Here is a 13,217-nt window from a genome sequence, read left to right as displayed (position 1 = left end):
TCATTGAACGACACGTGGCGGCTCCAGCCCGCAGGATCATCCCTCAAGAACCCGTCGCACATCTATACAACTGCGGGAACCTATTCAGTCGCATTGCAGGCATTCAATGCTGGTGGGTACGACTGTATGCAAAAGAGGGGATATATCGCGGTGAGCGGAAGCGGGTCGGGGGCGAACATCGGTGTGTTCCGGAACTCGACGGGCACCTGGTACCTGGATTACAACTTCGATAAAACAGCTGACAAAACGGTAAAGTTCGGTACGAACAGCGATATGGCAGTAGTCGGGGACTGGAATAATGCCGGACACACTGAGATCGGCGTGTTCCGGCCATCAACCGGCTCCTGGTATCTTGCTTACACCTTCAATGGAACGGTCGACAAACAGGCGCACTTCGGCAAGAGTGGCGACACACCTGTCGTTGGTGACTGGAATAATGCCGGGCATACTGAGATCGGCGTGTTCCGGAACTCGACGGGGACATGGTACCTGGATTATAACTTCGATGAAACCTCCGACAAACAGGCGCACTTCGGCAAGAGTGGCGACATTCCGGTCGTTGGGGACTGGAATAATGCCGGGCATACTGAGATCGGCGTATTCCGTCCATCGACGGGGACATGGTACCTGGATTATAATTTAGACGGAAAGGTCGACAAACAGGTTGACTTCGGCAAGAGTGGCGACATTCCGGTCGTTGGGGACTGGAATAATGCCGGGCATACTGAGATCGGCGTATTCCGTCCATCGACAGGGACATGGTACCTGGATTATAATTTAGACGGAAAGGTCGACAAACAGGTTGACTTCGGCAAGAGTGGCGACATTCCGGTCGTTGGGGACTGGAATAATGCCGGGCACACCGAAATCGGTGTATTCCGGTCATCAACCGGCTTCTGGTATTTGTCTTACACCTTCAATGGAACGGTCGACAAACAGGTTGACTTCGGCACTAAAGGGGACACGCCGGTCATGGGACACTGGGTATGAGCCGGAAGACCTCTTATCTTTCCTATGAAAATCGGAACGGGATCTTCAAGCCCCAAAAACTTTTTTATCGGTGTGATCATCTCCATCAATAACCTAAATAGCCAGATTTTACCAACAATTCGATTGCAGCCGAAACAGAAAACGAATCATTCTCACAGGGTGGAGTTGATTCATCTCGGGCATTGATGGCAGGGATACATTCGCAGGTAATGACAGGAGGGGGCATGAGTTACATTGCGAAGGTTACCCGGTCCCATCCATCCCTCAGTGCCACCCACCCCACTTGGGGGTATCCCCTGTACAGCCAGGTACCCCCACGGGGGGTACCTCCCCGTTTTTAAAAACGCTTGGCCCGGTTTCTCCGGGAATTTCGTCGTGATTTACAGATTGATGTTCCGAAAAAAAGAGGAGGTACCCTGCCCGGGGGTGTACTCTCTTCCACGCCATACCCCATGAGGGGGTACCTCACGTGCCATGGGGTACCCCCGAAAGCCACATCTCCTTTCGCGGCCGGGTGGTGGGCGGGCATATACCCGAATATATCTGTTACCTGGCAACCGATACGTCCCGGGGGAAACACCCGTCGCCCTCTTTTCCGGAGATACTCTCTTTACGGTGCATGAACCAGAGTCCTGCTCCCCCGGCACCGGCCGACAAAAATCTCCTTATCCTACTGATCCAAACGGTGTATCATACCCGTGGGCTATCACCGACGCACCAAGAAGCGGTGCAAAACCTGAAAGACTGCTCACCGTCAACCGAGGCATCGGCAGGTACCGATCGGCGTACTGTTCAATTGGAGGTATGATCAGGTCCTGGTTGTTTAAGATAACCGAACCATCAAGGACGATAATATCCGGGTCGTAGGCAACAATGAGATCTGAGATCCCCCGGGCATTAATTCTCCCGAGCTCCAAAATAAAATCGCTCTCGCCAGAACCCGGTTGTTCCCGAATGGCGTTAAACACATCCCGGGCCGTGAGTATCGGCTGGTTTCCGGATACGATGCCTGCTTTCTGCTGCCACTCATGGTAGAACCGGGGCAGGAACCGGCCGGATGCATATCCTTCCCAGTGCCCTTTTCCGCCACACCCGCAGGTCAGGTTATAATCGCTGTCCACGAACAGGTGACCCACTTCCCCGGCGTTTCCGGCCCGGCCTGAAACGATAGTCCCATTTGCAAGTATCCCCGCCCCGATACCGGTTGAGATGGTTACATAAACAAAATTCTTACAGGTCTTTCCTTCGCCAAAATATGCCTCTCCTAACAGACCGGCACAGCAGTCGTTGACCAGTCTCACCGGAAGGTCAAATTCCGCGCTGAGCGGGCCTGAAAGCGGGATTTGGTCAAGGGGAATATTCGGGGGATGCACGATCGCCGTGTGTGTGCGGTCAACCGGCCCCGCTGCTCCGATACCGATGCCAGCCAAAGTCTCGATCTCCGGGTCTGGTACCAATGAATGAATGGTCCGGATGATGAGATCGCTTATAATTTCTGCATCCGGCAGGTCTTTTGGAATCGCGGCTACATTCATCCGTTCGATGCGCCCGGTCCTCGTGACGAGCCCGACCCGGAGGTTGGTCGCCCCAAGATCGACTGCAATGGCGGTATCGGGATCTCCGTTCCTGTCATCGGGTGTCATGTGAAGCCTCCACTCTTTTTTTGGGATCTTCCGTGTTTGGTAATCCGGATGGTTTCTTATCCGGGAAAGATACGATGGATGAATTTTTTAACTGATTGATGAAATGGTCATGGGTCTTTTTCCCATTCCAATGTTCGGGTTCCCATCATAAAACCCCGTAATATCCCTCCTTTTTGGTTCCCGTGGAAAATACGCCATATATTCACTTTATTCCCAAAACAAAGCCCAGATTGAGCCCCATATACTGCCCTTCACAGCCCCGTATTCGCGTTCTGGCGCCCTCTTTTTTCCGGACGTGTAAATGGTAGTCTGACATGAGATCTGCCAAAATAACCCCATTGTCGGGTCCATTTTAATTTGTCCGTTTCTCAAAATAAGCCCAATTTGAGGGTATTTTTAAACGGAGCCCGATACGGGTTTCTTTCAAGGCGGGCGGGAGGTGATCGGGGCTCAAATTGAGCCCGGATTTGGTTCGGGTCACCTGAGGATCCCGAATGAAAACAGCAGGCTGAACGGGATTATTTTGGAGTTTTTGGGGTGATAAGTGGTAAGGCCGCCGTGCTTGACGGGACGTTTGCCGTGGTCAGGTGCCGGCCTGCAGGACATGCGGACATGACCCTCACGATCCACCGCAGTACTGCCCGGAATGTAGGATGATGTTACCGGATATGACGATAAAATACGGGGGATTGTTTTTATCTAATCATCCACCTTGCCCAAGGATTCCCATTACTGTATGCGCTATTTTCAGATTAGTCCCAATACAGGTAGGGAAAGGGCGGTTGCCCATGTATCACACGTTCCCCACTAACTTGTTTGTACTGAATCGGATCGCACGAGGTTCTGTCACACTGCCAGTAGCGCCCATTATATTCGTAATAGCGTGGTTCTTCTGGAAAATACACAATGTGATTGTAGTGCTGGGCAATCAATATCGGATTTGCAATCAGGTATGCTGATCCATCTGTACCGGTTACGGTTGCTGTGTAGGTGTCCTGTGTTTGCTGTGAGTACCAATCATAATAATTGGTGCAGTAGAGGATATTCCCGGCGGTAGTAAGGATCTGGTAATGCCCTGTACTCGTTGTCATGCTAAGGACGGTGTATGTTATTACGGAGGGATATGACTGTGTTGGTACCACTGTTGGTACAACCGTTGGTGCGGGAGCCGTGACTGCTGTAACGGCAGGAACACTTGACTGTTGTGCCTTCTGCAGGATATAATGGTCCACGAGGCTCATCCCGATCAGGCATCCAATGATCACAATGCCCAGAATAGCAAATAAATAGAGACCTGCTTTTTTGATCGTTTCTGTTTCTATAACGAGTTGGGACATATATGTACTCCATGCATTACATTTTTACCAGTCGTTATGTTACTCGCATTGGCGTGTATATTCCCCAGATACTTCGGGTTAAATGATCGAACCGCCGGGTTAGTACAATTATAAAGGCCAGAACGGCAAAAAGGCCGGAGTTTTAAACGAGGATTTGCGTTCCCATGAAATGGAAAAGCGTTAAAATCCAGGGGACCCCGGGTTTAAAAATCCACGGATACGTCTCCCTGGTTTTTTGGGATAAAAAGAACTGTTTTAACCGGTACCTTTACGCCCAGTTTCCTGTTGCCGGTACTACGGGTGTGTCGCCATTCGTGCCGAATTTTACCGTTTTGTCGACTATCCCGTCGAAGTTATAATCCGCAAAGACCGGGGGCTTCATCAAGCCCCGGTCATGTTTTACAGCCCTTGAAATTGCCGCTGGCTACAACATAGGAGTTCCCGTCGCTTCCTTTTGTTAACCGGTAGTATGTGGTCTTGTAGTACAGGTTCGTCTGGACCGGGTTGACATAGACATACTCCACCCAGCCGGTCCCGTTCTTTTGTGCTCCAGCCAAAATTTCGTCACGGAACGGTTTGCCGGTAACATCAGTCTTACCCTTGAAATTGACCCCGACAAGGAGTATATTGTCCGCATGAGCGACCATGGTCAGGTTCATATCATACACAAATGCATAGAGGGCCGGGTTCTGTGAGTCACGGTACGGGGTTTCCCCTGCGTTGATGCGCCGGAATGTATCGGGTGCATTCTTCTCGATTGCCTGAGCAGTCGTGTTAACGAGTGCGACCACAGATTCATCAGTATACGTCTGCCGGGTGCAGCCGACTCCGATATTCCGGTAGATAATCCGCTCGTATTCGCTGACCCCTTGTGCATCCTTCTGGTTCCTCACCGTCACAAGAGATTGTGAAAAAGCGTTGACCAGCGTGTCGGGGACATCTTTACTGAAGATATAATAAAAGTCGTTCTCGCCTAAGGTATACACAATCTCGAAGGTGGCGGGATCCGCCCCGGACGCCTTCATCTCATATCGCCCGGTTACATCGCCGGTAGCCCAGAGATCGATCTCACCCCCTTCCAGCATCCTGATGAGATCGCCGGGGGTTTGTCCGGGGACTATGTTCGATGAATTCACGCCATGGCCGGTGAGGAGTGTATTTTCGACAGAGTCTTTAACCACGCCGATCCGGTACCGGTTCAGATCCTCCGGTGACGTTATCGTGATGTTCCTGCTCACAGGCGCAAAGACCACAAAGCCGGCCCTGGTGAGCGGTCCTGCCCACTTGTAGAGCGGCTCGCGTTCCGGCGTGCGAACGATGGAGAAGAGGACAGTGCCGGTGTTACCCTGTGCCTGGCGGAAACCTTCCGACAGGGGGACGATATGGACATCCGCCCGGGTGCGGTTCACCCCGAGGTTGTGGAAGATCGCATCGAGGATCTCGACAGAGATACCGGAAGGGACCCCGCCCTCCTGGTAGTTGAAGGGAGCCCATTCTTCGGTCAGGTACTGGAGATGTGCAAGGCCGATTGATGGCAGGTACTGGCCGAGGATTTTTTCGTATGTTGTAGTCCTGCCTGCATATTTCTCATTTTTGAGGGTATCTAATGCGTGCTGGAAGGACTGCACCGTCGAATCCGGAACATTTTTGTTGAAAGCATAGTATCCCTCCAGACCCGGTAACGTATAGACGATTTTAAAAGAGTAATAGTTCCCGGTGACCTGCCCGGTGAAGTAACGGCCCGGGGATTGTGGGTATGCCCACAGGTCGATCTCGCCGCTATTGAGTTTTGCGATAATCACAGATACGTTTGTCTCGGGCACGAGCTGGCTCTTATTCACACCGGCATCGTACAGCTGCTGGATCGCGACATCATCGGCAATTACCCCGATCCGGTATCCTTTCAGGCTTTCCGGGCCTGTGATAACGATCCCCCGATCCGGCCGGGCAAAGAGGACATTTGTATAAGTATAGATAGGCCCTGCCCATTTGAAGGACTGCTCCCGTTCGGGAAGTCTCACGGTGGTAAAGAGCACGGTATTATTCCGGGTAAGCACGGTCTGATATCCTTCGGTCCATGAGACGAGGTGCACATTCTCCCGGGTCACCTTCGTTCCCATTTTTGCGGTGATCGCTTCGAGAAGATCAACGGAAAAACCTTTCAGAGTACCGTTTTCCTGGTAGTTGTAGGGGGGTAGTTGTTCGGTATAGTAGGTCAGGTTTTCTGGGGGCGATTGCGGGGGTACCCCAGGAGAGGATTGTTCAAAAAGGCATCCGGATACCAGAACCAGAATTCCAACGAGAAGAGGAATTAGAAAAATGTACACCTGGCGTTCGGATAGAGACATTATTGGGTCTCTGGTGTCGGGGTATAAAAAAATAGTGATTTTCCCTCAAAGATACGTCACTTCTCATCCCCGACGCATTCCGGCGGGAACTCATCAGGGCTGCCCGGGCGGGATGTTGATAATCTATCAGTAAACGGGATCCATCTAAATTTCCTCCAGACCGTGATACAGGAAGCCATGCGATTATGAAATCCGATCTGGACCGGGTTCATCCGTAAAAAATCCGGCAGGGACCAGCAAATCAATTTTAAGAATTTCAGAAACTATTAAAAAAAGGGACCGGGTAAAAAAATTAAAAATTTATACAACGGACAGGTAGTCCGCCGGAGTGGGCATCTGTTCTTTTAAGCCCTTGCGCTTGCGGATGGCAACGACGACGTCTTTTACCATGTTGTTGGGGACCAGCTCGAATCCCGAGAACTCGGTGTTCCACATCGCACGGCCTTCGGTTGCTGACCGGATGTCACCGGCAAACCCGAAGAGCTCGGCAACCGGGGCCTTGCCGACCACCGTGATCGTGTCGCCCTCGCTCTGCATGTCAAAGACCTGTCCGCGCCGTCCCTGGATCTGGGAGGTCGCGGCGCCCATCTGGTCGAGCGGGACCGTGATCTGGATCTTCTGGACCGGCTCTAACAGAGAGTCGCCCGCAATGAGCATACCGCCCTTGATCGCGCCACGGACCGCAGGGATGACCTGTGCCGGGCCACGGTGGATGGCATCTTCGTGCAGCTTCACATCGGTAAGCGTCATCTTGAGGTTCTGGACCGGTTCGTCCGCGAGCGGACCGCCGGCAAGTGCCTCGTTGATACCCTCGATAATGAGTTCCATCGTTTCGTTGAGGTACTGGATACCTTTCGTCATATCGACGAGCATGTTCGTGCCCTTGATATGCTTGACGTTCTTTGCCTCATCCTTATTCATGCCGGCATTCAGGAGCACGTCACGGCGCTCTAAGGCCGGCTGGTTCATTGAGACATCGCCGGCTTTAATCAGGTTGACGATCTCGTCGGGAAGGGTTTCGAGGGTGAAATAGAACCGGTTGTGCCGGTTCGGGGACTTGCCTTCGACATTCTCGACCTTGCCTGTAACCGTCTCACGGTACACCACGATCGGTTCGGAGGTAACGATCTCGACACCTTTGTCACGCTTGATACGGCCCGTGACAATCTCAAGGTGCAGCTCGCCCATACCGGAGATCGGGTGCTCTCCTGTCTCTTCGTTGATGGCGACACCAAGCGTCGGGTCCTCTTTAGCGACCTGCCGGAGCACTTCAACGAGTTTTGGCAGGTCCTTCATGTTCTTAGCTTCGACCGCAACGGTCATAACCGGTTCAGAGTAGTGCTTGAGCGACTCGAACGGGAACATCTCCTGGAGGTTAGTGACCGTGGAGCCTACCATCGCATCTCTCATACCGGTGACTGCCGCGATGTTACCTGCGACAATCTCCTCGACCTCTACACGCTTCGGGCCCATGAAGATACTGACCTGCTGGAGCCGGTTCTCTTTCTTTGCAGAACCCATGACGTAGAGGGTGTCGCCCCTTTTGAGGCTCCCGGAGAAGAGACGGCCGGTGGCGACTTCGCCCGCGTGAGGGTCAAACGAGATATCGGTGACCATCAGCCCGACCGGGCCGGTTGCATCGCAGCCGGCCATCGCCTTTCCTTCCTTGGATTCCTTGTCGCCGTGCCAGATTACCGGGATACGGCGTTTCTGTGCTACAAGCGGGTCTGGCAGGTGGTGCACGACCATGTCGAGCACGACTTCGTAGAGCGGGCTTTTCTTCGCGAGGTACTTCATGTCGCCGGCCCGGCACTTCTCGAACACTTCCTTGAACGAGACACCACCCTTTTTCATGTACGGCACCGAGACGGCCCAGTTGTAGAGCGCGGACCCGAAGGCAACCGTGCCCTGCGAGGCATCGAGTTTCCAGCCGTTGTTGTAGGACTCCTCATTTATGCCCTTGATGAGCTTGTTGACCTTGTCGATGACTTTCCCGAGCCGGATCTGCATCTCGGTCTCGTCAACTTTGATCTCATTGACCAGCCGGTCGACCTTATTGATGAAGAGGACCGGGCGGACCTGTTCTTTTAATGCCTGCCGGAGCACGGTCTCGGTCTGGGGCATCGTACCCTCGACCGCATCGACGAGCACGACAGCGCCATCCACTGCACGCATCGCACGGGTGACGTCGCCACCAAAGTCCACGTGGCCCGGCGTATCGATCATGTTGATCAGATAATCCTGGCCCTCAAACTCGTGGACCATCGAGACGTTTGACGCATCGATGGTGATTCCACGGGCCTGCTCTTCTTCATCCGAATCCATGAAAAGCTGCTTACCCGCAAGCTCCTCAGAGATAATACCGGCACCCGCAAGCAGGTTATCAGACAGGGTAGTTTTGCCGTGGTCGATATGTGCCACGATACCAATGTTACGGATGTGCTTGGGGTCCTTCATGAGCTCGACTACGCGCTCAACCGATTTTTTGCCTCGTGCCATAAAATAACCTCAAAAAAAGATGTTTACCGGGCGGATTTTGCAATCCGCTCTTTTTCTTCCTTTTTCCCGACCGAGTAACACTTTGCGTCACCCTTTGAGGCGGCGATCAGTTCATCAGCAAGGATCGCACTCGCGGGCTTCTTGCTCTTGCGCGAGGACTTTAAGACAGCCTCTGCAAGGAAACCGATGGCGGAATCGACACGTCGCATCGGGGATGTGTCGACGGATTTCGGGACATTGATGCCACCATATTTCAGGCGGACGGTCTCTTCCCGGGGACCGGCGTTCCCGATTGCCTCGACAAGCACTTCGATCGGGTTTCTCTTCGTCTTCTTGTTGATGAGCTCGAATGCATCCCGCACAATCCTTATTGCCAGCTCCTTTTTGCCGGTGTTATTCTCGGTCTGCATCAGGCCGTTGATCAGCCTTTCTACGATCATCATATTGGCCTTATTGAACTCCTGGCGCGAGAACTTGCCGCAGGAGTGGGGGATGATCTGGGGGGTGAGATTTACGTACCTGATAAGGCTCGGATCGGTAACCTTGACTTCAGATACATCCAACTTGTTGAAGAGCAGTTTCTTTCCAACAGTCTTTGTCTCAGTTGCAGCTTCGGTTTTTACTTCAGTTTTTACTTCGATTTTCGCTTCGGTTGCAACTTCGGTTTTTGCTTTTGCTTTTACTTTTGCTTCTGATTCTGCCATCACGATCACCTGCGCGGTTTCTCCTTCCTGCCGATGACCATTTCATGCAGGCAGACGTTGTTCACGCGGGTGACGACATACCGGACTCCGGGGATATCTCCCATGGACCGGCCAAGACGGCCGCCGATACCTTCGATTTCGACGTCGTCGTGCTCATCAATAAAGTTAATGGCACCGTCGCCGACCGCAAACGCGGTGACCTGCCGGCCGTTCTTGATCAGCTGCACACGCACGCATTTCCGGATCGCCGAGTTGGGCTGCTTGGCCTCAACACCGACTTTCTCGAGTACGATACCTCTCGCCTGTGGAGCGCCTTCGAGCGGATCCGACTTCACATCGAGGTTAAGTTCACGGCGTGCGTAATTCTTGTCGCTCCACCGGAATTTTTTTGAGTCCCGAACCAGTTTTCTGGCTGCAAATTTACCCTGTCCCATTAAAGAGCCTCATTTCAGTTGTTTTCGTGGTTATCGATAACCCACACTGAGATATATACTAAAGCGGGGAACCGATTTATAAATTGTGGCATCCCACCTGCCTGTCTTGTACTATTATCTCTCAATCGTAGTAATATTATATCTTCATCCAGCCAATGTTAGAAGCAATGACCGTCGCGATCTATAAGGAAGTCCAGATCGATGCAAGTCACCGGCTGCTCCATTACCAGGGGAAGTGCGCGAACCTCCATGGCCACCGCTGGAAGATCGAGGTCTGGGTCGAAGGCGAGCCCGATGCGACGACCGGTATCCTGATCGATTATAACGTAATCAAACAGACCATCGCGAAGTACGACCACCAGATCATTCTCAATAAGGATGACCCGATGGTTCCTGCCATCGAAAAGTTCCAGCACGTGCTCACAACCCCGGGCGACCCGACAAGCGAACTGCTCGCACGAATATTTCGGGACGATCTTGAAGAGTACTGTAAGGCGCAGCACATCGCGGCGCACGTAACGAGGCTTCGGGTCTGGGAATCGCCGAACTGTTATGCCGAGATCATCGAATGAGGATTTCTGAAATTTTTACGAGTCTCCAAGGCGAAGGCACCCGGCAGGGGAACCCCTGCCTCTTTATCCGGCTTACGGGCTGCAACCTTGCCTGCCGCTGGTGCGACACCGCGTACGCAAAAGAAGGCGGGGTCGAGACCGGCTGCGATGCAATTCTCGAACGGGTCTGGCGGGAGAACCCACGCTTGGTCTGCATCACGGGAGGCGAACCGCTGCTCCAGAAGGATGCGCTCCTTGGCCTGCTTGTGTCCCTCCACAAACGCGGGACGGCAGTCGACATTGAGACAAATGGTACGATCGATTTTACTGATGTGCAGCCGTACGCTGATATCTGCATGGATGTGAAGTGTCCGTCATCCGGGGAGAAAAGCGACCTTTCGCTGCTTGCGAAGATCCGGCCGGAAGACAGCGTGAAGTTTGTTGTCGGGAACGATGAGGACTGCCGGTACGCGCAGGAGGTCATCGAACACCACGCGATCGCGGGCGAGGTCTTCTTCTCCCCGGTCTACGGTACGGATTACCAGCCGGTCGTCCGGTTTATCCTGGACCATAACCTTCCGGTCCGGTTCCAGGTCCAACTGCACAAGATCCTCGGGGTGAAATAATTGAAAGCGGTCTGTCTGATGTCCGGGGGCATGGATTCGTCAACCCTTGCGTACCTTGCAAAGAGCAAAGGCTACGATATCCTCTCACTGCACGCGAACTACGGCCAGCGTACGGAGAACAAGGAACGGGCCTGCGCGAAAAAGATCGCCGCCCTCCTTTCGGCTCAGGACTTCACAGAAATCGATCTCCGGTACTTTTCGCAGTTTGGGGCAAGCAGCCTGACAGACAAAACAATCGCAGTCGACAGTTTCAACCCGGCCCGGACGCATATCCCCAACACCTATGTCCCGTTCCGGAACGCGAACCTGCTCGCGATTGCGACAAGTTATGCCGAGGCAAAAGGGGCCGATGCGATCTTTATCGGCGTGCAGGCACTTGACTATTCCGGGTATCCCGACTGCCGGCCCGCATTCATCGACGCCTTCCGGCGCGTGATGGAGCTTGGGACAAAAGAGGCCACGCATATCGAACTTTTCACACCGTTTATCAGCATGACAAAGACCGATATTCTGCGGCTGGGAAACGATCTTTGTGTCCCGTACGAGCACACGTGGTCATGCTACCAGAACGAAACCCGGGCCTGCGGGACGTGCGGCTCGTGTCATTTCCGGCGCGAGGCATTTGCTGCACTCGGGATGACAGACCCTGTCCCCTATGAGGTGAAATGATGGAGATTTTTCGGGGTAGGAAATTCTGGATCGAGAACTCTCCGGTGAAATTCCCCAATGGTGTCGTGCAGGACAAGGTGATCGTCCACCCGAAAAACGCGGTCGCGATCCTGCCGGTGACACCGACCGGCTACAAGCTCCTGCGCCAGTACCGGTACGCGGTCGGCCAGTATATTTACGAAGCGCCGGCCGGGACAATGGAAGACGGGGAAAAACCGGCAGAGACAGCCTACCGCGAGCTCATTGAAGAAGCCGGCGTTGCGGCAAAGACGATGATCCCCCGGGGATTTATTTACACTACGCCCGGGTTTACCGATGAAAAAATCTTCCTCTTCGAGGCCAGGGACCTCGTGCCTTCGGATGAATTCCACAAAGACCCGGACGAAGTCATCGAAGTAATGGATGTCACAAAGGACAACATGGATACGATGATCCGTGACGGGACCGTCTGCGATGCAAAAACGATCTGCCTGATCCACCAGTGCCGGGATGATGCATGACACGCGGGATAGTAGCCTGCGCCGGCCTCACCCTCCTTGTCGTGCTGGCCGCGTTTGCCGGCTGTACAAGCAGCAGCACAACTACTCCCTCCTACTCCGTGGACAGTAATGGCGTCCTCTCGCTCACCTGCGCACCGCTCACGACAACCGAGACCGTGATTTTTGCAAACGATACGTACACCTTATCAAAACTTGTCCTGCACACGACAACCGGCGATGTAGTCACGTACCTGAGTTACCCGAAAACCCCGAAAGCCGTGATCGTGTACATACCGGGAGCGGGCGAGAAGATCACCGGGCACGAGAGCCGGATGGTAACCTATGCAGCGGCCGGGTACGCCTTTATGTTCGTTGATTACCGTGGCCGGGGCGGGGAGACAGCAGGCTCCGCATTTTCCCCGCAGGCGGACTACGCGAAGTTCAAAGAGAAGACCTGGCCCGAATATTACCTCACCATCTGCGATATCTCATCAGCCCGGGCCGTGCTTGCCACAAAGTTCGGCGTCCCGGTCTACGCGGTCGGGGGAAGTAATGGTGGCCGGTACGCGGCGGTCGCGGCAGGGGTCGACAGGAACTTTGCCGGGTATGTCGGGATCTCCACTGCGGACTGGGGGCTCAAAGACTCTGTTTCCGCACAGGGCGGATCCGGAGATATCCTGAGGTTTGCAACCTCGTTAGAGCCGAGCACCTACCTGCCCTTGATCTCGCCGCGCCCGGTCTGGATGTTCCACAACGCGACCGACCCCATCATTCCGTATGCCTATGGACAAGAGCTCTATGCAACCGCAAATGCGCCGAAAAACTTCACCGAATTTAACGGCGACCACGGGATCAATGCCGATGTCGATACCCGGCTCATAGCTCAATGGGCGCAAATTTATGGTACACAAACATGAATAGGTACTAGCTTTAGAAA

11 protein-coding genes and 1 pseudogene are annotated in these 13,217 nt (G+C 53.6%); 6 read left to right on the top strand and 6 right to left on the bottom strand.

The genetic code is table 11. The annotated features are described in order from the left end of the window. Nucleotides 1–990, top strand: a pseudogene (locus tag WCX19_RS06735) (hypothetical protein); the annotation flags it as partial. A 665-nt stretch (nucleotides 991–1,655) separates the two neighbouring features. On the opposite strand, the gene WCX19_RS06730 reads toward WCX19_RS06735, so the two are convergent. From WCX19_RS06730 to WCX19_RS06705, 6 genes are all read right to left on the bottom strand, one after another. After that, entirely contained in the window at nucleotides 1,656–2,633 is a 978-nt protein-coding gene (locus WCX19_RS06730) for an ROK family protein (RefSeq protein WP_373006432.1), read from the bottom strand. 752 nt (nucleotides 2,634–3,385) lie between these two features. Beyond that, on the bottom strand, nucleotides 3,386–3,970 hold the full coding sequence (locus tag WCX19_RS06725; protein ID WP_373006430.1) for a hypothetical protein: 585 nt from the start codon (nucleotides 3,968–3,970) through the stop codon (nucleotides 3,386–3,388). A gap of 392 nt (nucleotides 3,971–4,362) precedes the next feature. After that, on the bottom strand, nucleotides 4,363–6,318 hold the full coding sequence (locus tag WCX19_RS06720; protein WP_373006428.1) for a transporter substrate-binding domain-containing protein: 1,956 nt from the start codon (nucleotides 6,316–6,318) through the stop codon (nucleotides 4,363–4,365). Nucleotides 6,319–6,618: 300 nt separating this feature from the next. Beyond that, nucleotides 6,619–8,817, bottom strand: a complete 2,199-nt coding sequence (locus WCX19_RS06715) for an elongation factor EF-2 (protein WP_373006426.1) — start codon at nucleotides 8,815–8,817, stop codon at nucleotides 6,619–6,621. 23 nt (nucleotides 8,818–8,840) lie between these two features. Continuing rightward, a complete protein-coding gene (locus WCX19_RS06710; RefSeq protein WP_373006424.1) occupies nucleotides 8,841–9,521 on the bottom strand; it encodes a 30S ribosomal protein S7 in 681 nt (226 codons plus the stop codon). Between the two features lie 5 nt (nucleotides 9,522–9,526). Beyond that, nucleotides 9,527–9,955, bottom strand: a complete 429-nt coding sequence (locus WCX19_RS06705) for a 30S ribosomal protein S12 (protein ID WP_373006422.1) — start codon at nucleotides 9,953–9,955, stop codon at nucleotides 9,527–9,529. 167 nt (nucleotides 9,956–10,122) lie between these two features. On the opposite strand from WCX19_RS06705, the gene WCX19_RS06700 reads away from it, so the two are divergent. The 5 genes from WCX19_RS06700 to WCX19_RS06680 are packed head-to-tail and all read left to right on the top strand — an operon-like array spanning nucleotide 10,123 to nucleotide 13,197. Continuing rightward, entirely contained in the window at nucleotides 10,123–10,527 is a 405-nt protein-coding gene (locus tag WCX19_RS06700; protein ID WP_373006420.1) for a 6-carboxytetrahydropterin synthase, read from the top strand. Beyond that, nucleotides 10,524–11,132, top strand: a complete 609-nt coding sequence (locus tag WCX19_RS06695; RefSeq protein ID WP_373006418.1) for a 7-carboxy-7-deazaguanine synthase QueE — start codon at nucleotides 10,524–10,526, stop codon at nucleotides 11,130–11,132. The genes WCX19_RS06700 and WCX19_RS06695 overlap by 4 nt, the downstream gene beginning before the upstream one ends. Further along, nucleotides 11,133–11,801, top strand: a complete 669-nt coding sequence (gene queC, locus WCX19_RS06690; protein WP_373006416.1) for a 7-cyano-7-deazaguanine synthase QueC — start codon at nucleotides 11,133–11,135, stop codon at nucleotides 11,799–11,801. Beyond that, nucleotides 11,798–12,301 (top strand): NUDIX hydrolase, encoded by a 504-nt coding sequence (locus WCX19_RS06685; RefSeq protein WP_373006414.1) that lies wholly within the window; start codon nucleotides 11,798–11,800, stop codon nucleotides 12,299–12,301. Before queC ends, WCX19_RS06685 begins: the two co-directional genes overlap by 4 nt. Continuing rightward, nucleotides 12,298–13,197 carry an alpha/beta hydrolase gene (locus tag WCX19_RS06680; protein WP_373006412.1) on the top strand — a complete coding sequence of 300 codons (900 nt, stop codon included), beginning with the start codon at nucleotides 12,298–12,300 and terminating at the stop codon, nucleotides 13,195–13,197. The genes WCX19_RS06685 and WCX19_RS06680 overlap by 4 nt, the downstream gene beginning before the upstream one ends. Nucleotides 13,198–13,217: the final 20 nt, after the last annotated feature.

This window comes from Methanoregula sp., assembly GCF_041663825.1.
Classification (GTDB): domain Archaea; phylum Halobacteriota; class Methanomicrobia; order Methanomicrobiales; family Methanospirillaceae; genus Methanoregula.
This window is presented reverse-complemented; position numbering and strand designations above follow the sequence as displayed.